Source organism: Serratia sp. S4, from assembly GCF_000347995.1.
In the GTDB taxonomy this organism is placed as follows: Bacteria; Pseudomonadota; Gammaproteobacteria; order Enterobacterales; family Enterobacteriaceae; genus Serratia; species Serratia quinivorans.
In genome coordinates this window covers 107,426-129,797 of the sequence record NZ_KB661119.1, presented here as the reverse complement: position 1 = coordinate 129,797, position 22,372 = coordinate 107,426, and the positions used below count along the sequence as shown (strand labels likewise).

At 51.5% G+C, this 22,372-nt stretch carries 19 protein-coding genes; 18 read left to right on the top strand and 1 reads right to left on the bottom strand.

Annotated elements, in window-relative coordinates:
* The 18 genes from SERS4_RS0100650 to SERS4_RS0100555 all read left to right on the top strand — a co-directional run.
* Nucleotides 1-685: DotI/IcmL/TraM family protein (locus SERS4_RS0100650; RefSeq protein WP_017891142.1), on the top strand; the 685-nt coding region annotated here is incomplete at its 5' end.
* A 2-nt stretch (nucleotides 686-687) separates the two neighbouring features.
* Nucleotides 688-1,695, top strand: coding sequence for a DotH/IcmK family type IV secretion protein (locus tag SERS4_RS0100645; RefSeq protein WP_017891141.1), 1,008 nt, complete (start codon nucleotides 688-690; stop codon nucleotides 1,693-1,695).
* A gap of 4 nt (nucleotides 1,696-1,699) precedes the next feature.
* Complete coding sequence (gene traO / locus SERS4_RS0100640; RefSeq protein ID WP_017891140.1) at nucleotides 1,700-2,932, top strand: conjugal transfer protein TraO; 1,233 nt, start codon at nucleotides 1,700-1,702, stop codon at nucleotides 2,930-2,932.
* Complete coding sequence (locus SERS4_RS0100635; protein ID WP_017891139.1) at nucleotides 2,932-3,675, top strand: hypothetical protein; 744 nt, start codon at nucleotides 2,932-2,934, stop codon at nucleotides 3,673-3,675. The genes traO and SERS4_RS0100635 overlap by 1 nt, the downstream gene beginning before the upstream one ends.
* Before the next feature lie 8 nt (nucleotides 3,676-3,683).
* On the top strand, nucleotides 3,684-4,214 hold the full coding sequence (gene traQ, locus SERS4_RS0100630) for a conjugal transfer protein TraQ (RefSeq protein ID WP_010895872.1): 531 nt from the start codon (nucleotides 3,684-3,686) through the stop codon (nucleotides 4,212-4,214).
* Between the two features lie 15 nt (nucleotides 4,215-4,229).
* Complete coding sequence (locus tag SERS4_RS0100625) at nucleotides 4,230-4,631, top strand: DUF6750 family protein (protein WP_017891138.1); 402 nt, start codon at nucleotides 4,230-4,232, stop codon at nucleotides 4,629-4,631.
* A 243-nt stretch (nucleotides 4,632-4,874) separates the two neighbouring features.
* Nucleotides 4,875-5,321 carry a TraT conjugal transfer protein gene (locus SERS4_RS25915; RefSeq protein WP_129935357.1) on the top strand — a complete coding sequence of 149 codons (447 nt, stop codon included), beginning with the start codon at nucleotides 4,875-4,877 and terminating at the stop codon, nucleotides 5,319-5,321.
* 2 nt (nucleotides 5,322-5,323) lie between these two features.
* Entirely contained in the window at nucleotides 5,324-8,398 is a 3,075-nt protein-coding gene (locus SERS4_RS0100615) for a hypothetical protein (RefSeq protein ID WP_017891136.1), read from the top strand.
* 140 nt (nucleotides 8,399-8,538) lie between these two features.
* On the top strand, nucleotides 8,539-9,765 hold the full coding sequence (gene traW, locus SERS4_RS0100610; protein WP_017891135.1) for a conjugal transfer protein TraW: 1,227 nt from the start codon (nucleotides 8,539-8,541) through the stop codon (nucleotides 9,763-9,765).
* The gene (gene traX, locus SERS4_RS25910) at nucleotides 9,758-10,321 is read left to right on the top strand and encodes a conjugal transfer protein TraX (RefSeq protein ID WP_017891134.1); all 564 of its coding nucleotides are present in this window, start codon (nucleotides 9,758-9,760) and stop codon (nucleotides 10,319-10,321) included. The genes traW and traX overlap by 8 nt, the downstream gene beginning before the upstream one ends.
* A gap of 64 nt (nucleotides 10,322-10,385) precedes the next feature.
* Entirely contained in the window at nucleotides 10,386-12,530 is a 2,145-nt protein-coding gene (locus SERS4_RS0100600; RefSeq protein ID WP_017891133.1) for a DotA/TraY family protein, read from the top strand.
* On the top strand, nucleotides 12,527-13,105 hold the full coding sequence (locus SERS4_RS0100595; RefSeq protein ID WP_017891132.1) for a hypothetical protein: 579 nt from the start codon (nucleotides 12,527-12,529) through the stop codon (nucleotides 13,103-13,105). Before SERS4_RS0100600 ends, SERS4_RS0100595 begins: the two co-directional genes overlap by 4 nt.
* Before the next feature lie 129 nt (nucleotides 13,106-13,234).
* Complete coding sequence (locus tag SERS4_RS0100590; protein WP_156816627.1) at nucleotides 13,235-14,545, top strand: conjugal transfer protein TrbA; 1,311 nt, start codon at nucleotides 13,235-13,237, stop codon at nucleotides 14,543-14,545.
* 81 nt (nucleotides 14,546-14,626) lie between these two features.
* Nucleotides 14,627-15,777, top strand: a protein-coding gene (locus SERS4_RS0100580; protein ID WP_156816620.1) for an IS3 family transposase whose coding sequence is annotated in 2 segments (ribosomal slippage) — nucleotides 14,627-14,885 and nucleotides 14,885-15,777 — 1,152 coding nt in all. Because the reading frame shifts where the segments join, the coding sequence is not laid out codon by codon here.
* 331 nt (nucleotides 15,778-16,108) lie between these two features.
* A complete protein-coding gene (locus SERS4_RS0100570) occupies nucleotides 16,109-16,819 on the top strand; it encodes a hypothetical protein (protein ID WP_156816626.1) in 711 nt (236 codons plus the stop codon).
* Nucleotides 16,820-16,856: 37 nt separating this feature from the next.
* A complete protein-coding gene (gene trbC / locus SERS4_RS0100565) occupies nucleotides 16,857-19,034 on the top strand; it encodes an F-type conjugative transfer protein TrbC (RefSeq protein WP_026142136.1) in 2,178 nt (725 codons plus the stop codon).
* Between the two features lie 10 nt (nucleotides 19,035-19,044).
* The gene (locus SERS4_RS0100560) at nucleotides 19,045-19,581 is read left to right on the top strand and encodes a phospholipase D family protein (protein WP_017891127.1); all 537 of its coding nucleotides are present in this window, start codon (nucleotides 19,045-19,047) and stop codon (nucleotides 19,579-19,581) included.
* A gap of 9 nt (nucleotides 19,582-19,590) precedes the next feature.
* Nucleotides 19,591-19,914, top strand: a complete 324-nt coding sequence (locus SERS4_RS0100555) for a hypothetical protein (RefSeq protein ID WP_017891126.1) — start codon at nucleotides 19,591-19,593, stop codon at nucleotides 19,912-19,914.
* A 502-nt stretch (nucleotides 19,915-20,416) separates the two neighbouring features.
* Here the strand turns inward: SERS4_RS0100555 and traI are convergent.
* A complete protein-coding gene (traI, locus tag SERS4_RS0100550; RefSeq protein WP_017891125.1) occupies nucleotides 20,417-22,372 on the bottom strand; it encodes a TraI/MobA(P) family conjugative relaxase in 1,956 nt (651 codons plus the stop codon).

Sequence of the window (22,372 nt, the reverse complement as noted above, 5' to 3'; positions counted from 1 at the left end):
GGATAACGCCATGCAAAAAAAACAGCCTGTCTCTCCTTCACCGGAGTTACCTGGTCCCTATGACGCCGCCGTCGCGCAGCATCAGGCCAACCAACTGAATGTTTACTTCACCCGCAAGTCATTGACCACCAATGTGTGGCAAAGCGCCTCCATCACCCTCTGCTTGTTGATTATTGGTGTGTTGATCTATGCCGTTTTGCATCCGCCGGTGAAGTATTTCGCCACGCAGGATGGTCGCGTCATTCCCCTCACGCCAACAGACCAGCCCGCGTACAGCGATGCCGATGTGACCGACTTTGGTAACCGTGTGATACGTGAAGCCTTCACGCTCGACTTTGTCAATTACCGAACGCAGATGAATAACCTGCTTCCGCGTTTTTCCGATGAAGGATTTCGCAGTTACTACACCGCGTTGACGACGTCTAACGTCCTCACGGCCGTTAAAGACAAGAAAATGAACATGTCCGTTATGACCTCTCCGGGCGTCATCGTCAGCAAGGGGACGCTGGAGAACGGTGTTTATGCCTGGAAAATCCAGTACCCCACAAAATTCAAGATGACGGGCCAAACGTCGTCACTGCCCGAACAAAGTTTTGTTGTGTCACTGCTGATTCAACGTACCGATCCCCGGTTGAAAAACACCGGCATGGAAGTGTCCCAGCTCATTACCTATGAGGCTCAATAGTCATGAAAACCCCTTTTGCCGGTCTGTTATTACTGACTGCGGCCAACACTTTTGCCGCCACTACCGTCGATGTTGCCCCGGCACCGAACGCTTGGCAACCAGCCCAGACGATGGGCAATGCCCCGGCGGCGAATGCTGCTCAAAACAACCCGGTACCAGTACAGTCAACTCCCGAGCCAGCTCCGAATGCCCCTTTACCACCGGCTGGGAATACACCGTTGCCCTCACCGGCACTGACTTATGCCGAAGGCCAAATGGCCCCGCTTTCCCCGGACGATGTAACACATCTGCGTAGCACATTCGATCAGCTGCAGCGCAGTGAGAGCCGCTCCCCGGTGACTGCCGTCCCGCGAGTCAGTTCACTGACCGTGAATCTGTCACCTGGAGCATCGTTACCCATGCTGCGAGCCCTGCCAAACTTCCCAAGCACCGTATCATTCACCGATGAAACCGGCGCCCCCTGGAATATCGCGGCCCCCCCGGTGAACGGCAACGAAAGCGGTTTCTATATTCAGTTCATTCCAAACAGCGCAGTGATGTCCGTACAGGCAAGGCGTGCCTATGACTCCGGCAGCGTCACGGTTTACTTGCAAGGCTTGCCAGTACCGGTGGTCATTGCGTTATCCAGTGGTGAGCCGGATAACGCGGACAAAGCTCAGATAACTGACAGCAGCCTTAACCTGCGGATCCCCATGCGCGGGCCTGCAGCCAAACCATTGCCGATCGCCAGAGAGAAAATCAGTCTGGATAACCCCACGCTGCAAGCCTTCCTTGATGGTACCCCACCCAAAGAAGCCAAACGGTTGAAAACCAGTGGCAATGTCCCGATGACCAACGTCTGGCAGATAGGTGATGACCTATATATCCGGTCTCGCAGTGAGCTACGGGATGCCTTTGTTGAGACCTCCTCTGCCGCTGACGGTACCCACATCTGGAAGTTGCCGGTGACCCCGGAAGTCGTTTTCTCCGTTCAAGGGCGTAATGCCACTCTGAACATCAACCTGGAGTAAAACCATGGCTATTGAAAAAGATGCCGCCAGCGACGGGAAAAAGACCGCCATGGTCATAGTAGGTGCCGTCGTAATTATCGGTGCAGGTGTCTACCTAGGATGGGGGTACCTAAACCGGCCCGAACCAACCCCATCGCAGTACAAACTCAATCGGGTCGCCAATAATGCGCCTCGCAACAGCACCGAAACCGTCCAGTACCAGCGGCTGCAAAGCGAGGCCAACACCATCGGCTATAAAACGGCTGACAATGGTGGAACCAGTTTTGTAGCGTCATTGCGAATGAGTGACATCAATGCAGAAATGCCGGCACCAGCACCACTGCCGGTCAGCCTGAATACGACACCAGTTGATACTCAGCAAGGCAGCAATCCACAAAATGGCGGTATTGCCGAAGACCAAAAAGCGGCGTTGAAGGGTTATTTGAAAACACTCAACGATCGCTGGAAGCCCGGGAATATGCAGTTGGCCAGCGCCTTTGGTCAGGGAGCTCAGAACCAACAAGGTACAAACCAACCGACTGACACATCCGCAGGCGGTTCGTTCGGGAACTGGACTCAAAGTCTGCCTGGGAATGCACCAACGGTAACCCCCGCCAGTCTGGAGGCACAAGCCAAAACCCGGGCAGACATCGTGGTCGTACCGCCAAATACCCGTCGCCCTGGTGTAATCGACAGCGCTGTGGATTCTGACAACCTCAACTCCATCGTTCTCGCGCATATTCCTGCAGGCGTGCTGGCGGGTGCCAGTTTCACCGCTCAGGGTGTTCAGTTGGCTGGCGATGGTGTCGTGATCCACTTTACCCGCATGACGCTTAACGGCGCTGATTACCAGGTAGACGCTTACGCCCTGCAGGACGACACGTTGCAATCGGCGGTAGCAAGTGATGTTAGCAACCGCTACATCAGCCGCATTTTTGTGCCAGCCCTTGCCTCGAGCGTCGGCGGCCTGGGAGATCTCTACAAGCAACAGAACACCCAAATACTGTCCACCAATGCAGGGACGATTTCCGGCGGTACCGGCAAGGTCAGCGGTTCAGCTGTGGCCGGCACCATTGTCGGCGGCCTGGGAGCCAATGCCGGCAAGGTGATGACTAATGATGCCTCTCGCCTCCCGGTCAAGCAGGTCAAAGTGTTCAAAAACCAAATCGTGGCCATCCAATTTATGAAAGGGGTGTATGAGAGCGACAGAGTCAATAAAAGCGCAGTAGTTACACCGCGTAACGCAGGAGAACAGTAATGTCCAAGTCCCATTTTGATCTTGATACCCCCCCACCAGAGCCATTGGCGGAAGATACCGATATCCCAGAAACGCCCATCGTCAGTGAGCCCATAAAACAAAAGCTCATTACATTGCCGCTCGGTATCAAGGTGACACCGATTCAGGCAGGAATAATGGCGTTGAGTCTCATCGGGATCGTGATGTTCGGTGTGATGCGCAACAACCCACATGACAGTGGTGCCCCGCCACAGTTTACGGCCCAGGAGGTGGTGAGTCCGTCCGTTCCGACACCGGTAACATCCTCTCCAGCTGCCCCCGCCACTCGGGATCAGCCAACGTCGGCAGCAATGCCAACCCCGGAACCCACCGGGCATGCCATTGTTACAGAAGCAACACAGCACGCTATCGAGAACAACCGCGTATTCAGTGAGAACAACCGGGAAGGAATCAAGGCACTCGATGAGAGAATACGCGTACTGGAACGCCAGGTTAATGCGCTGACACAGCGCCCATCGTCCGCAATGGTTACCCCGCAACCTACAACCGTGGCTCGCTCAGCCAATCATGGCCTTCGGGCCAGCACAAAAACCCATTCCCTTCGTGGTTCAACGATCGCAAGCCTTTACCCAGGGCTAGCATGGGTTAATTACCAAGGCAGTACCTGGGCGCTACGTCCCGGTGACCGCATTGGTAATGCCACCGTTCAGAGTATTGACACCACACAACGCCAAGTGATCACCACCGCCGGTGTTATCCGGTAGGGAGAACTATGGATTTGGTCCAAATGCTGGCCAATGCCGTCAATAACGTGACCGCTGTCGGGATCCAACTGGTTCTCGCGCTGGGTGCCGTTGGCGGTCTGGTCATGTTGGCGTTGCACTTTGGAAACATTGCCAGCAAAGCCAGGCGCGGCCAGGTACAGGATGGCGCAGGGAAAATCCTGTCCGTCGTATTAGTGTGCGGCTGCATCATCGCACTGCACCAGGTCATGAACGCCACCTCGCAGCAGATGGCGCTGGGCAATGTCACCTTTGGCGCTATTGCTTATGTGTCAGAGGGCAAATATGGCCCGGCAGCGGTCGCCATTAACGCCGGTCTGACTTTGCTGCAGTGGGTGGGCGTTATTTATGCGTTGCAAGGTTTGCTCCGGTTGCGACGCTCACAGAAGGACGGCCACACCGGACTCAGCGCCGGTGAGGATGTTTCAAGCGGCGTTAAACGAATCATTGTCGGCACAATGCTCGCAGTCAGTCCCCGGGTACTCGATGCCCTACAAAACACACTAAATATTCATTGGTAAAACATAGAGGTAATAATGAAAGCTCGTCACTCCCTGAAAGATATTCCCCTGTTCATCGCAATTAAAGGTGCCCTCATGGCCGATACAGTACGCCGGTATTATGCCCGTGCCATTGCCGGGGGACTGGCGTGGTTTCTTACCCCTCTGGCTCATGCTGACGATGACATCGCCGGTATGATCAAAGGGTGGCTTGATGGGATTTACTCGCTTAAAGAACCGATCGTCAATGCCTCAATGGTCATCGGACTTGGATGTATTGCCGGAGCAATTGGTCTGATGGCCACTAAGAAAAACAACCCTCAAATTAAAGTTGGGCACATTCTGGTCCTGTTGGTCGCTGGCGCATGCTTTATTGCACTCGATCAGATGGCCAGCCGTAGCCAGAAACAGATGACCCTTAACCCAGTAGGCATTTAACACCCGATGGCCAGTCCAAAAGGCTGGCCATTTCGTTGACGCTCGCCCTTCGCCACCACTGCTCCCTCCTGCCCTGGAGTTCATATGTTGGTTTTTTCTATTTCCCAGCGTGTCGCTGGGTTTTCTCGATCGGCTAAACAGCAAGAAATTCTAGATGTGACCGCACGCCAGAGTGGACACTGCTGCGAATTCTGCGGTTATGAGTCGCTTAAGAACACGGCAATTTTCCGTGACAACAACCCGTTGAATACAGCCCCTGACAATCTCAGTGTCGCTGATCCGCTGTGCCAGGCGTGGCAACAGCTCGATACCGTCACTGCGGAAGCCGGCGTGATGATCTACCTACCGACGCTACGACCCGAAGATGTCAATCACCTGCAGCGGGCCATTGCCCAGGCACTGAGCTCGGAGGACGAAGACTACCGTCGGGATGCCAAAGCCTTGCTGGATTGGCTGACGTCACACGACAAACCGGTACAACAAGCATGGGGAACCACACATCCACAGGCATTCGGCGATGCACTTAAACAATTACCCACCGATCGCCGAAGTCTTCTTCTATCACGCTGCCGTCACCTGGCGTTAGCGCTGCACCCTGGCCGCCTTGTCGGCCGACTAGCCACCACGGGTTTGGATGCTGGCACCACCTGGTGGTTACACCTGTACCGTGATTACAAAGCCCGGAGTTGACCATGATTATTGATAAAATCGAAGACGCATTTGCCTTCTTCTCACGCTATACCCTGGGCAGAGATTTCGCGCAGTATTGTGACCTGCGCACCGTCATTGGCATGACGCCCGACGATAAAATTCGTCACCCGTCGCTGGACGCACCTTACATCCATGTCACCCACAACAATGATTACGCCAGTTGTTTTGAAGTCCTTGGCGCATTTCGAGAATTTAGTGAAAACGTGCCTAAGACACCGAACGAACAACCCGAAGCCGACAGCTACCTGCGTTTTGTGTTGAAACTTCGGGATGCACTAACAGGCGACTTTAAGACTCTGGGCCATAAAATCAGTATTGTTTTCGAGCGGGATCCTAGTCGCGGAAAAGAAGAAATTACCCGATTGGTGGAGCCTCAGCGGCAGGCCTATCACAAACTCGGGTTAACACTTGATGATCTGGTCGATGAGCAAATCACCAAAATGTCCCCCTATGTTGCCCGTGAGCGTGTATGGCTGACGGTTTACACGGCAATTTCCTCCCTGCCCGCAGCGGAACGTAAAGAAGAAACACACCGCCAGGAGCAACAGTTTAAAGATGTACCGGAGGCGCGATTCGGTCAAAATCCTGTGTTTGCTGAGTTTGAGGGACTGAAACTCCGACACGATGCCTTTATCGACAAGTTGGCCAACGACCTCACTAATGGTAACGAGGGAGTGATGGTTCGCCTACTGGACGCTCACGAAGCAGGGCATATCCTGCGCGACGAAATCGAACGCCTCAGTACAGATGAAAGTTGGCAACCCCTGCTTCCTGGTGACCGGGTGATCCCACATGGAAAATTGCGCGATGACGATATCAGTGGTGCATTGGCCCCTCACCTCAATTTTCAGTATTGCGATACAGAGGTAACACCCCACGGTAATTTGATTGAAGTTGACGGATTGTTCCATGGCCAGCTCGCAATGACGCTGGCACCACAGCGGCCAGAACCGTTCAGCCAATTGTTCAAAAAGGTTCCCCGGCAAATCCCCTGGCGCTTGCGTCTGGATCTGATGCCCGGCGGTGGTGCTCATCTCAACAACAAACAGAACCTGCTGTCTTTTGTCGCTTTCGTACCGTCTCTCCGTGATATCTACAAATCGGTATCCTGGTTGGTGAAGCAAGATAAAAAAGAACCGGTGTGCATGATGAGCATCACAGCCAGTACCTGGGATGCTGATAAAAGCCGGTTGAAGCGCAACCTGACGCTTCTACAAAAATCGATTCAGGCCTGGGGCGTCACCTCCGTTACCCGAACCTTTGGTGATCCAATCAGAGCCTGGATAAATACTTTGCCACTGGCATCCAGCTACAGTGCACCAAATCTGATGTTCCCTCCGTTATCCGAAGGCATCAAGCTGATGCCTCTGCAGCGCCCTGCCAGTCCGTGGGGCAATGAGGGCAACTCCATACACCAGACGGTTGATGGAAAGCCCTATCCGATTGGGTTAGCCAGTGCGCTCCAGGAAAAACATACCGAGTTATTGGCTGGCGCTCCAGGTTCAGGAAAATCCTTGTTGGCCAACAGCCTGCATCTGGATGCGATAACCAATGGCAACAGCGATCTGCCGTTTATGGCCTTTATAGACAAGGGGTTTACTGCCCAGGGCTTTTACGACTTGGTTCATGACAGCCTTCCCGTTGACCAGAAAGACAAGATCATCAGCATCATTCTGCAAAACGTCGCAGACCATTGCCGCAACCCATTTGATATTCAATTAGGTCTGAAATACCCGATCAGCACTGAGCGTGATTACTTGCTGAGATTATTGACCAGCCTGTGCATCGATCCACAGACGGGCCTCGCCCCGGATGCAACGTCATGCAAACAGATCCTGTCCCGCGCCGTCGACCTGGTGTTTCGCAAAAACAGCGATACCGAACCCGTGCGATATGGCCCGACCCTGGTTCCGGAAGTGGATGCGGCGCTCAAAAACAGCGGCTGTATCTCTCAGCACGACACGCAATGGTGGGAGTTGGCCACATGGTACGAAGTTCGTGACATGTTATTTGAACATGGTCATGTCTATGAAGCCTCTCTTGCTCAGGCACAGGCGGTTCCCGAGCTGAATGATCTCCAGGGCGCCCTCAACAGTGAAGAGTTGCGAACGGCGTTCGGCATGGTCAACCGCCCGGGATCGGATGAAACATTACTCAGTTACGTATCGCGTTGCCTGACTCAGGCGCTGTTTGATTATCCACTGATTTCCGGTCGCACACGATTTACCGTCAGCCCTAACACTCGCATCAGGATAGTCGATGTCAATAACGTGGCCGGTAATGATTCGCCTGAAGGAAAAATTCGCACCGGTATCATGTACCAATTTGCTCGCCATTTAGCAGGTGGCACTGACTTCTATCTGCCGCAGATACAGACAGAACTGTATGCCAAATTGGATCCACGCTACGTCCAACTGCACCGTAAGCGCATCGAGCAGTTGGATCAGGAGATCAAACTCATCTTCATTGATGAGCTGCATAACATCAAAGGTATTGATGCACTCTGGTCCGCCTTACAAACGGAGGATAGGGAGAAACGCAAGTTTGGTGTCCGTACTGTCTTCGCATCGCAGTACCTGGACGATTACCCTCAAACCATACTGGACTCGGCGAACTCGCTCTATTTACTTCGGGTACGTACTCGGGACTTCGACATCCTGCAAAACACCTTCAAAGTCCCGCGTGCCACATTATTGAAACTCCTGAACACAACCAAAGGCCCGGCACCAGATGGCAGTGGTGTCACCTTCCTTGCCGTGTTCCAAACCACCAATGGCAACGTTGCACAGCTGTTGAAAAATACCGTCGGCCCTCTGCGTCTCTGGGCTTTGAACTCCACACCGGCAAACAGAGCATTACGCAATATGTTGTATGACGCGCTGGATGGCAAAACCGCACGGCGGCTGCTGGCTAATGCTTTTCCCGGTGGCTCTGCAGAAAACCATATCAAGATGTTGAAAAAACGTGCCGGCAACGACGATGAAGGTGGCGCCATTCGTCAGCTGGCAAATGAACTCATCGCCCAAGCCGGCTATATCCAGGGAACTGCGGCTTAAGGAGAAAATATGTATGTGACAACGTTTTGGCCTCGTTTTAAACAATCATTTTTTCACTATCCCATCACCCACATCACTATTTATACCGCGCTGTTCTGGACCCTTGCCGCCTCAGTCGCCCTACACATTTGGAGCTAGTCATGTTTTGGACTCGTCAACATCCCTGTCAACTCAGCCTGCTGACCGTACTGGTGCTAGCTGCATATCTGCCAGGCAAAGCAGTAGCCTATCCCGTTGAAGTCATGAGCAGCCTGCCAGTCGAAACGCAGGTGGCGCCGGCACTTGGGACCATAAACGGTACACTGTCAGAAATCGCCGGTACCCAGCACCAGGTCGGTGCCGCTATCAACCAGAACGGTGGCAAAGTTGCCGCACAGATTGAACAGGCAGCCCAGGCACAGCGGGATCAGGACATATTCGCCCGGCAGACCGAACGATTGGAACAAGCCCGTCGTACCTACAGCGTTCCTGACAGCATCTGCACCGAATCCGGTTCAGGCATGGCCGCTCAGGTGCAAAGCGGTGCCCGGGCTCGCCAGGGAGCCTTGTCCAGCGGCAGTGGGATCAGTAACAGTGCCATTCGTCAGGGTGTTACCTCACCGACCCCTCCACCGGAGCAGACACAATTCCGAACGGCCGCAATACATGCCGACTACTGTGATGCCACGGATTTTGCGGCATACGGTGGAACAGCCTTATGCAAAGGCATCTCCGATTTACCGGGTGGGGACAAGAGACTGACAGCCTTGTTGGATGGTGCTGGTCAGGAAGGGAAAGCCCCGGACTTGACCTTCAACCAACAGCAAACCGATGCAGCGATGGCCTATACCCTCAACAGTGCGCCTGCGACTGCAGGTAAGCAGTTGGGGAAAGGTGAAGTCAAAACGACATCAGGTCAGCAGTACGTAGGGATAATGACACAATATGAATCGGTGAATTCTGCAGCACGCGAACCCATGTTGGCCATGGTCGCCGCCAGTCAGCCTAACGAAGCTACCCGAGATGTGTTGAAAGAAACGCTGCAGACCCCGTCTGCAGCGGCGTATTTTGGGCGCACGGCATCGGAGGAAGCGCAACGTAGCGGCATGATGTCCGAACGTGAGTTTGAACAGTTCGAAGTAGGGAGACGCTATGCTAATACGGACTACCAAACTGACCTGCAGGCAATGGATGGAGATAATTTAGCGCGTGAATCTATACGGATCCAATCACTGCAGAATTGGTTATTACTGGGGATAAAGCAGCAACTGCAGAAAAACAATATTTTGCAGGGCCAACAGCTATCTATCTCAGCAACAGAAAACTATCGTCCGCAGTTGCAAGCAAAAATGCGTGAAGTCAGTGCAGGAGCAGCCCGTCATGACTGAAAAAAATGAGAAAACAGCTCCACATTGGGGCCGTCGTGTTGGTAAGGGGGCGTATTACACCGCCAACATTTTTTTGCCACTCTCAGAATTGCGATATACCGCCACGAAAATCGGCCCCTCGCTGATTAACCACCTTAAACGAGCACGGCACCTCTCACCGTCTTATCAACTGGAGCAAAAACTGAGGGAGCCCGTGCTGGACTTTGACGATGCCGTTGCAGCCAGCGGAGTGTCGACGACGGTATTGATAAAACGCTTTCACCGGCGCAAACAACTTTGCCTGGCACTGTCGGCGGTACCGGCATTTCTCATCATCAGTGTCATGCTGGTCGTCCTGACTAGTAATATCTACACGCCGTTGTTACTGGCCAAAACGTTAGCCCTGGTGTTAGCCCTCTTGTCTTTAGCCGCAATCCCCTTCGTTCAGGCTCTCGTTTGCTCATGGCGTTTGTGGCAACTCCGGGAACGCCGGGCATCTCAGCAAGAACGCGGGGGATTTATGGACTTCTTGACAGAAAACCACTGGCTTAAAACAACGCTTTCACTTCGGCAGTAATCTGCAGGTAACACCTTTCCTTCCTGGCGCCCGCCAGGCAATTGCCTCCAAAAACGAGCATCCTATGAAAGCCATACGAAAATTGATGGCCGGCGCTTTGCTGTGCCTGTTTACGGCCAGTGCCTGGGCCGATACTGCGGTCAGTTTTGACACCATAGAACAAGCAGCTAAACGGTCGAGTGACCTGTCTCGCCAAATTCTGGTTATGATATTTGGTGACGTTGTCACCAACCCATTATCAACTGAATCAAGCATGATCGGTCAGCTATTCTTTGTATTTAACGGGATAGTCATGGCCATTGCTGTCGTCTGGTTCTTGTTGGTCACTGTCAAACATCTGGTGCAAGCCGGACAGCACGGGAAAATATTCAACCAGGGCAGCTCAATGGTCGGCCCAGTCACAACGACCGCGGGGTTCCTAACCCTGGTACCTACGGTCTCTGGTTGGTCCTTGGCGCAGCTCATCTTCCTTTGGGCAGCTTCTATCATGGGGATAGGCAGCGCCAATGTAGTAACTGATCGAATTGTGGATTTATTGGAAGAGGGTTACTCCCTGGTGGTACAACCCGTTGCACCACAGACAGTGAGTGCTGCCCGGGCGATTTACGAAATGAATTTATGCATGTATGGGGTTAATTCGGAACTCAGCAACATGTACCAACAGTATGGCCAGGGTGGTACTCCACTGATGAGTATCAAGTCACTACCTGACGGCTTTGAGATCGGCAACGGGAGCGCTTTGTGTGGTTCAGCCCGGCTACCGGAAAGCCTGGCAGACCAGACGACCAGCTGGCTATTCCCCGTTCCCGTGAACACAGACAGCATAATCAATGCTCAGCGCAGTGCCATGAACGAGATGCAAAACACATTATCACAGGACGCATCACAATTTGTTTCTGCTCTGGCCAACAAACAGGTGAATGGCAGTGGATCATTACCAGATGCTGAAACTGACATCCAGAAAGCGGCGCGAGCCTATGAAGACAGAATAAATCAGGCATTGAAAGCACAAGGGCACTCCGACGAACTGGCTTCCGTTCTCTCGGCCCAGTTGAAGAAAAATGGTTGGCTGGCACTCGGATCTTGGTACCAAACGTTTGCCACGGCCAATAACAAGTTCAATGACGCAGTCCAGTTAAAGCCTGTAATTTCAGGTATGTCTGGCCTGGGTGATTTGGGAGCTAGCGACAACTATTCCAATATAAAAACAGCCTACAAAGCTCAACTGCAGAACTCCCCCTACACACCCCCACTGGGGACACAAGGGGCTAAAGATACTCAACAAGCCATTGATGCATCTGAACCATCAGCAGTATTCGTTGGTATAACAGGTTCATATATGCAAAAGCTAACAAATACCATTGCCACCTCTAACCTTGGTACTTCTGGTATTGATAGTGATCAAATGAACCCTTTGTTAAAAATGAAATTCATTGGGGACATTACGCTAGGAACTGCCGAGGCCACCTTAGGGGTGTTTACAGTTGCCAAAGTGGCAGCGGCGGTCTCTACAAACGGATTTTGGGGGAAAGTAATTGGCGCATTCTCGATGAATGCAACTGAAGGACTTGCTGCCGTTTTGGACGCATTGTCTCCTTTTGTTTACTTTATATTATTTTTGCTATTTGGGATCGGTTTCAATTTATCAATTTACTTGCCATTCATTCCTTTTATCTTTTGGCTTGCTGCAGCAGCGAACTGGCTTGTTAGTGTATTAGTTGGTGCGACAGGAGGAACACTATGGGCAGCAACTCACATTGGTTCCGAGGGAGATCGAGGACACAGGTCAGCTTATGGTTACATATTTCTAATTGATGTGATGGTTAGGCCAATGTTAATGGTCTTTGGCTTCGTATTCGCCAGCATCATGATAGTAGGTTTAGGTTCATTATTAAACATGATGTTCGGCCCAACAATTGCCAATGTTCAAGCTAATTCAATTACTGGAATATTTTCCCTTCTTGGAATCCTTATGCTTTACGCTCGTATTTGTACAACGACGGTGACGCGTGTTTTTAGTTTGCAAGTAACCATGCCAGATTACATTATCTCTTGGCTAGGCGGACGAGAAGCAGCCAGCATTCTTGGTGGTATGGTTGAGTCAACAAAAAGCATATTCGCTGGTTTTTCACATGGACTACAGAGATCGCCTGGTGTAAAATTCAACCATAGGGGATCTAACAGCGAAAATGGAGATGGCATAAAATGATAAAATCGAGAGTGTTTTTAAAAACCTTACTTTTAATTTCTTTACTCTGCGCCGGAGCGTATTTAATATTCTCCTCCATTGCGCTCTTCATCGTCTCTGATTCTCGAACCAACCCTCTATGGCCCTATGCTTTCTTGGCTCTTGGGCTTAGTTGTATTTATTCATTTTATCGTATAAATAAAAAGTCAGATACAAAAGCAGCCCTGATTATAAGCGGTTATTTTTGCAAAAACTTCACCCCAACAGATGGATATGAAGTTAAATCTCTCTATGACGGTAATTATTTTGGTGTGGATACAAAAAATGGAACCATGCTCTTGGTTTCAACCACCAAGTCCATTTATAAAGGCATGAGCATTGCTGACCTGACTGGATATGAGTGCAGAGGGAATATGCTCACATTGAAATTCAATGATGTTCTTTTATCAAATTTCACCGTCGGCGTCGATAATGAAAGAAAGTGTATGGAGTTAGGCCATAATCTTGATGTCTTACTTTCATCTACTTATCGACCAGAGCGAGATGCTGGAAATAATTTTAGCGAATTTGTACAAAAAAAATCACTAGCACTTTAATAATACCACCCTCCATTTCAAGCGCCCTAACCGGCGCTTTTTCTTTGTTGAAGAAAAAATCCTACTTGGTGTAATCCCCCTTATAACCCGTATGGCTTCCTTGCGGGCATCCTTTTATCAGGAAAGTATATGGCAACAAGAACAGCCACTCCGCCACCTCAAGGCCAGGAGCGCGGACTCATGATATTTCTTATCTTTTTCATGATCTGCTTTTTAATGTGGATATACCAGCCCCCCATCATGTATGGAAGTTGTTGGATAATTTATCAACTCTGGTCTCTTTGCGACTTCCCGCGAAACCACAGTTATGTTGCTGAACGATTGAATTTATTAGCTTGGGCGGCAAATCGCGTTAACGACCTCAGTTGGAGTGAGTTTATTAACGTGATGAACAGAACAGCCGGCATTTTGTTAGCACCATTATCAGTGATTGTAGTAGGGAGCATGATTGCAGTCCGCAATCATGCGAGTAACCGAACACGAAGAGATATTAACGTATATTCCCTACCTAAAATTATGTCGCAGTTCTCCCCCAATATTGTACCTGCCCTGTGCTACGGCGATAAAGAAACACAACTGCTGAACTGTGACCCACCAGAGCATCGAAGTGCGCAGTCACCGGAAGAATTTGCCAAACAACACCAGTTGGTGATCGGTGAACGCCTTGATCATGAAAGAGCTCGCATCGTCTTCGAACAGCAGTTGGGTGCCCCACTCAAAGATGCATCCAGTTTTAGCTCCCATGAGCGTGCCTTAGTCGCTGCTTTCGGGCTTCAGGCATTCTTAAAGGACCGCAAGGGGGCTGAGAAATTGCTGGATGGCTTGAACCGCTCCTGCCTCATCAAAAGCCGTCGTGATAGAGGAAAAAAGGGGTATCCAGTTTTAGGACTGGCGACCAAAGCCTTCGAACGCGTGATCAGCACCCCCGAGGCAAAAGCCTGGCTAGGTCGACATAGCACTACCCGTACCGCAATGTTCGCTTTACATGACCAAGACTTACGCCTGCCCGGTCCGCGCTTTCGCTGGCTAAAAGGTCTCGATCGCACATTGTGGTATGCCCTGACCTCGACCGGCCGACCGAAAGTCTTTGTTGAAGGTGCCGGCGTGATTGCCGTTTCAAAATGGGAAACCCTGGTTGGGGAAGTATCAGAACGACTCAGAGTGTCAGTGCCTATGCCAGAAAGTCGAATGGACAAGGCTATCCATGGCTTGGAAATTGATTTGCGGAACCTGGGGTTAACCATAGAAGAAAAATCAGCTACCGAGCCTATTGAATGCGTACCAGATGCTGATATGGAAGACGAAGTGGGAGATGTGGTGATTTTGCGCAATCAAGAAACCGCTATACCCGAGGCCACCATTGCAACAACACGTTCGCCTGAGCAACACCCCGTCAAAACTCGCACATTCACTCGCCCCAGAACACAACGCCCGTCTTAACAGGAAACAATAGATGAATGATCCTACCCGCGAATAGTGGACACGCGACTAAGTGAGTAAACTCTCAACCAGAGGTGACTCATGACAAAATCAGCATCAACCAGCAAAAAGCCCCGCAAGCAACATACGCCTGAATTCCGCAACGAAGCCCTGAAGCTTGCTGAGCGTATCGGTGTTGCTGCCGCTGCCCGCGAACTCAGCCTGTATGAATCTCAGCTCTACGCGTGGCGCAGTAAGCAACAACAGCAACTGACATCGTCTGAACGTGAAAGCGAACTGGCTACTGAAAATGCCCGCCTTAAGCGACTACTGGCTGAGCGGGATGAGGAACTGGCCATTCTCCAAAAGGCCGCGACATACTTCGCCAAGCGCCTGAAATGAAGTATGTCTTTATCGAAAATCATCGGGCTGAGTTCAGCGTCAAAAACCTGTGCCGGGTACTGCAGGTCGCCCGCAGCGGCTGGTATGCCTGGCGTCTGCGTCGTCAGCAGATAACACCACGTCAGCAGTTCCGGCTCGTCTGTGATACTGCTGTCCGTAAGGCATTCACTGAGGCAAAACAGCGTTATGGTGCGCCTCGTCTCGCTGGCGAACTGCCTGAGTACAACGTCAAAACCATTGCCGACAGCCTGCGACGTCAGGGACTTCGTGCAAAGGCTGCTCGGAAGTTCAGCCCGGTCAGCTACAGAGAACATGGCCTGCCGGTGTCTGAAAATCTGCTGAAACAGGATTTTTACGCGAGTGGTCCGAATCAGAAGTGGGCAGGAGACATCACGTATCTTCGCACCGATGAGGGCTGGCTGTACCTCGCGGTGGTGATTGACCTATGGTCGCGGGCTGTCATCGGTTGGTCGATGTCGTCGCGGATGACAGCGCAGCTGGCCTGCGATGCGCTGCAGATGGCACTCTGGCGACGTAAGCGACCGGGAAATGTCATTGTCCATACAGATCGCGGCGGGCAATACTGTTCGGTGGACTATCAGGCGCTGCTGGAGCGGCATAATCTGCACGGTAGCATGAGTGCCAAAGGATGTTGTTACGACAATGCCTGCGCGGAAAGCTTCTTCCATTCGCTGAAAGTGGAATGTATCCACGGGGAACGCTTTATCAGCAGGGAAATAATGCGGACGACGGTGTTTAATTATATCGAGTGTGATTACAATCGGTGGCGTCGTCACAGTGCCTGTGGTGGCCTCAGCCCGCAACAGTTTGAAAACCAGAACCTCGCTTAGGGCCGTGTCCACATTACGTGGGTAGGATCAGAATACTCATTTTACTGCATCCCTGCAGGGTAAAACCCTGTCTGTTTACTCACGAAAATCCGGCAGCGATCAGGCAATCGCCATACTTGAACTGGGTACATACTCCCGTTTTTATATTAAAGATAACGACATCTACCACGATAGCCGTGATCTGCACCAAGCTATCATCCATCACGGAACATCCCCTGAGGACGCCCAGACAATATTACGTGCGATAAACGCAGCCGTACTTCGTCGGCGCGATAGGAGGGTTCAGTGTGGGAAACTGACCGCAGGTGTCATTCTCGGTGCCGCCGTTACCATGGCTATTGTCACAGCCTGGAACCTTGGTGCATCTGGAACCAGACCCCTCCTTATTCCGGCGAACCAACAACCCGTATTTCAAACGCCGGTGATCTCTGTACCTAATTCTCCGGTGGTTCCGATCCAACCAGCCCCAGCAGTAGAATTATCAGCTGATTCGACGCCAACTATCCGCCAGGTTGAACCAGCAGGCGCCCTCCCCAAAGCCGCTGATTATCAAAAAACGGCAGAGATTTTGCGTAAAACAGCCCAAAGCGGCCAATATACGATCGCACTGTCATCAGGCCATCCACGCACGCTGTATGTATTTGCCGACCCGTTGTGTCACAACTGCCAGATCATTGAACCGGCATTAGAAGCCCTGTCAGAAAAATACAATGTTGAGATTTTCCCGGTGACCCTTGTTGGTAAGCAACAGACCCTGAATCTGGTGAGTCCTATCTTGTGCCAGGCCCCTTCGACACGTCTGGCATTATGGAAATCACTGTTCCGCACAGACGCCGGTTTAGCGCCAGGTGAAAGCGCCCCACAACCTGCATCATGTGAAGCAGGGGAAGCAGCAATCGCCAAAAATGACGTTGCCTTTGATTACTACACACTCCCGGGCACGCCTTCTTTATTGGCAGATGATGGTCGCTACATCCCCCTGCAGTCACTGAAAAGTGACGATGCGTTGGAAGCCTTCCTGAACTCATCGACCGTCCAGTAATACCAGCCATCCGATCTTTCCCTGATTGAGGTTACTCATGACACGCCCTGTAGAAGTCGACCCGCGCCGGGTGCGCAGGCCGCTAGGTTATACCTTTATAAATGATGCGTTACTTTCTCCGATGGGGGTTCAACTCAGTCTGCTCGCTGGCTTAATTGTGGGCTTCATTATGCCAGCCACACTGTTACTTACCGTCCCCGGGCTGCTACTTCTGATCATGCTGTTTGCCGATCGTCCGTTTCGTATGCCATTACGCATGCCAACGGACATTGGCGGCATGGATCTAACCACAGAACGTGAAATGCCCAAGTACCGCAAAGGTCTCGGCGGATTTTTCCGGTATGTGGTTCGCACCCGCAAATACCTGCCGGCAGCCGGTGTAATGTGCCTTGGGTATGCCCGCGGCAAAGGCTTGGCACGAGAGATATGGCTGACGTTGGACGACGCTTTGCGGCATATGCTGCTATTGGCTACCACGGGCTCGGGTAAAACGGAGGCTCTCTTGTCGGTCTTCCTGAATTCAATATGCTGGGGACGTGGGATCTGCTATTCGGACGGTAAGGGCCAGAACACACTGGCCTTCGCCATGTGGTCTCTGGCTCGTCGCTTTGGCCGCGAAGATGATTTCTATGTGCTCAATTTCATGACTGGGGGAAGGGACAAACTACTGCAGCTGTTGCTCAATGATAAAAAGCGGCAACCCTCAAACACTATCAATCTGTTCGGAACCGCGAACACCACGTTTATCATCCAGCTGATGGAATCCATGTTGCCGCCCGCCGGCAGTGGAGATCAGGGCTGGCAGGACAAAGCAAAATCAATGCTATCTGCCTTGGTTTATGCCATCTATTACAAATGCAAACGGGAAAAACGTCGCATATCCCAAAAGGTCATCCAGGAGTATTTACCCCTGCGAAAACTTGCTGATCTCTATCAAGAAGCCAAGCGAGACGGTTGGCATCGTGAGGCATACAATCCATTGGAGAATTACTTCAACACGTTGGCTGGTTTCCGCATCGAGTTGATTAACAAACCATCGGAGTGGGAACAAGGGGTATACGATCAACACGGGTACCTGATCCAGCAGTTCAACCGTATGTTGACCATGTTTAACGACCTCTACGGCCACATCTTCTCAACCGATGCCGGTGATATTGATATCGAAGACGTACTGCACAACGATCGCATTCTCTGCACGACCATACCCGCGCTGGAACTCTCCAAGGGTGAAGCATCCAATATCGGTAAGTTGTACATTTCAGCCATCCGAATGACCATGGCCAGAGACCTGGGCTGCGAGCTCGAAGGGATGATGAACGATGTACTGATCGTCAAAAAATACAGTGGTAAGTTCCCCTACCCGATCGCCATGGATGAGTTGGGTGCCTACTTTGGCCCGGGTATGGACAACCTGGCAAGCCAGATGCGAAGTCTGGGATATATGCTCATTGTTTCTGCCCAGGATATTCAGAGGTTTATCGCCGAACACAAAGGCGAATACATGACGGTAAACGCCAACCTGCTAACCAAGTGGTTCATGACGCTGCAGGATGAAAAGGACACGTTCGAACTGGCCAGGATCACCGGAGGTAAAGGGTATTATGCAGAACTGGGCTCAGTAGAACAGGCTGGCGGGTTTATTACGCCTAACTACGAAGATGCAGCCAATAACTATATTCGTGAAAAAGACCGGCTAGATCTTGGTGACTTGAAAGATATGAGCCCCGGTGAAGGCATGATTTCCTTTAAAAGCGCGCTGGTACCGAGTAATGCCATTTATATCCCGGATGACCAGAAAATGACGTCCTCACTACCGATGCGTATCAACCGTTTCATCGACGTGGAAACACCCACCGTAGCTGAGCTATTTACCCTGACCCCGTCATTAAAGCGCAAATTACCGCCTGCCGCACAGGAGATCGATGGCATCCTTCAACGCCTCGAGCAGGCAATGGATACAACAACATCTGCTGGCATGATGGATCCCGTACTCAAACGCGTTGCTGCAGTGGCACTCGACCTGGACAACCGCGCCGACGTCAGTTATTCACCAACCCAACGTGGTGTGTTGCTGTTTGAAGCGGCCAGAGAAGCTCTGCATCAGAACAAACGCAATTGGCGTCAGCTGCCAGCACCTCCTAAACCCATCCGCGTATCAAAAGAAGTCGCACAGTCATTGGCGAACGCCGGCACAAACGAAATCACTTTCCGCTAGAGAGAACCACATGCAACGCTCTTTTATTCGACCGCTCACACTAGCATGTCTGCTGGCGGTGCCATTCGTCTCGCTTCCCGTAAAGGCCTCACCAACATTCAGCGTAGCCTTTTCCCCTTCTCACTCAGCCAAAGCCTCCGTATTGGATGTGATTAACCAGGCACAACAGACGTTGAATGTCGAAGCCTATTCGTTTACCGACAAGGGTATCGCCAGGGCACTACTTGCCGCAAAAAAAAGAGGTGTCACCGTTAGAATTATCGCGGACCGCAAAGCCAACAGCGATAACTATACTGCAGTAACGTTTATGGCCAACAGTGGCCTCAACGTCCGCCTCAACGACAAATATGCTATATTTCACAACAAGATAATTCTGGCTGACGGTCATACCTTGCAAACCGGCAGTTACAACTACTCCTCAAGTGCGGATAAGCGCAATGCGGAGAATGTACTGGTAGTACGCAACCAACCCCAGTTGGTGACAGTCTATCAACAAGAATTCGAACGACTATGGCTGGAAAGCCAACCACTTCCCCCTAACTACTGAGGCACCGGTATGAGTGACAAAAGCCTGGACTATCGGCGCGGCTATACTGAACTGGTAAGACTGTGTGCAATGATGTTGATGGCTCTGACGGAAACAGAGTCCAGGGAAGATGACACCAGACCGGTGTTGACAACTGAGCGGGCGGAGAACCTGCGTGATGAGTGCACCAGATTGCTTAATCTCTTTGTCGCCCAGGAACAATTCGATGCCGATAAACACGATGCGATTATGCACCGTATGATGGCCATATTCACTGAGATAAATGGCAACGACAGTAACGCCTGGCTAACTTACCAACCGGCGCTGCAACAGCTGCACAAACACCTCAACTGAACTGTATTAGCTCAGACTTGACCTGACAAAGTATGGCACAGAGCCAGACTCAATCTTACAGGCAGCTCTGTGCCAGGAGCGGACGTTGCTAACGTAACGATGAGATAATCTATGGGGAGCAGGTCAACCATTCTATATCTAGAACCAAATCGCAGGGGAAACGGTAGCTAGTCTGCGGGTAAAGAACAGATCCTCCCAAGATTCAATTGTCCATCGGATAGAACAATAAAGTTCAATAGAAGACCAATCCGTCCCGGAGATTACATCAATCGAGCGCTGGCTCTTCATCGCCGCGCGCATGAACTTTGTTTCATGGCAACGTCCCCCTTGATTAAGGATAGCGTTGCATCGCCCCGTTGAACTCACAGCTCGAAGCCGACTGTCAGATAAGATTGTGTTCTATCCGCGGAAACTGTCAGTTCAGGTCTGAGCTAGTACAACTGAAGACCCAATAAAAAGCCGGCGCAGTGAAAACTGCAGCCGGCTTTTTTTGTCGTAACGATCACTGTTGAGGACAATATCCCGAGCGGGGTTTGCTCTGTTCGACATCGGGTTGTTCAGCGGCAGAAGGTGTATGTTGCCCGTCCCCCGTTGAAATAGCCTGAGAATACGCGTCATAACCTGCCATCATTCGTTGTTGCGGATCACTCAATGGCAGAGGTGTATCCCCTCCTTCATTGAACCAGCGAACCAGGGAACACGCCTGCTGAACAAAATCAGATTCACCCTCAAACTTAAGATGCTCCCCACTTTTATTCTCTGCCAATGCCATCCCGCCGGCGATATGCTCACCTTCATTCACGCGATGATCACCCACTTCGATCCGCTCACCTTTGTCCTGAAGCTCGACACCACCATCACGCACATACTGCACCGTCCCATCACGTGTAACCTGCGTGGCATAACCGTCTAATGCAAAGGCCGGTGTATCGTCAGCCACGGCGCACACAATGCTGTTGGTTGATATCGGTGCGGTACGTTGTGTCCGTTTCATGCGATACGCAAATGCACGCAGCTGAGCGATGGCGGCTTGATCATGACTCAAGGCCTGCTGCTCAACCCATGCACGGTAAGACAGTCGACGGTTAGCGGGATCGGCTTTGAAGGCCGCACGTTCGCCCTTAACCGCGAGACGCAATGCTGCCATGGCTTTCATGCGTTCGACTTCAATAATGTGGTACGTCAATTTCCGCAACAACGGATCGCCAATGGCGACTCTTGCTCGCGCCTTCTGCCAGGCAAAGCGTTTTGACTCATTCTGGTAGCGTCGTTTGACGACACTTGCATCTAACTTTGGTCGTTTCCAGGCGTGTTTATACGCCTGGTAACGCGCTTTCAAATCTGCACGTGCATCTGCTCTCGCCAGGCGACGCTCGAGCCGGGCAGTCAAATCACGCGCATGCAATGTTGGCTCATACCGGAACTCATGCACAATGGCATCAGTCGCTGTCGTAGTGTGATTTTTAGTATAGTTACCCACATTTTCCAGGGGCTGGAACTGACCCAGATCTTTCTCCAGACAACCCAGCGTAAGGTCAGGATGAACGCTACTTGCCTTCACCGGAGGAAGCTCGGGATTGTCGATAGAATAGATGGCCAGCCCTTTCCCTTTCGGTTTCAACGCTAACCCGGCATTCACTAAAATGCGGTGAACATCCTTCCACGCCAAGTTAGGATCGGCCATAGCCTCATCAATTTTAAACCCACACTCAGTGACGGCGTAGGTATGGAGGCTTTCAACATCGGCGTAATACTCCAATGCCTTGGCACCAGAGGGAGTCAGGCTTTTCTCGCGTTTGGAGCGAACAATTTCGCCCTGCTCGTTAACTGCAAAGAACCCGTTCGTCGGTGTCCAGTTGTACTTGAGTTCTAGTTCACGTGCCGCTTGCTGCAGACGTATGCGAGTGAAAGAATCATCGGCAGCTTTATAGGTTTCTGGATGAATACGGTTGGCTGCAACGTGGCAATGGATGTTGTTCGTGTCGGTATGGATCGCCGCGACGTACTGATGTTCCGACATACCCAGTGCCGATAAACTGTGACGAACGCTATCAAAGATGTGCTCCGTTGACGGGTTATCTGTTTCTGGCCATGACAGGAAATAATGCAGCACGGGATCCTTGCAACGCGTGTTCTGCAGTGCGACTGCATTCATCTCGACCGATGCAGTCGTGATGTTGAAGCAGTTCGTCTCACACATGACGCCATCAAACATCACCTGGGTATGACCATGAGGATCAGCATGCATGATTTTCTGCAAGTCCGCATCGCCATTACGACTGATATAATCAATAAGGTGGTTAAAGATAGCATCTTTCGAACGCGGGCGTCGCCAGCCTGGGTGCTCGAGTTCCAGTGGAGTATCGGGTTTATCTTCGTCGCGGACAACGGTATAGGCGACCAGCTGTAAGAAGCTGCTCTTGCCATCACGCCGTTTTTCCGGGATTCGAATAATCAT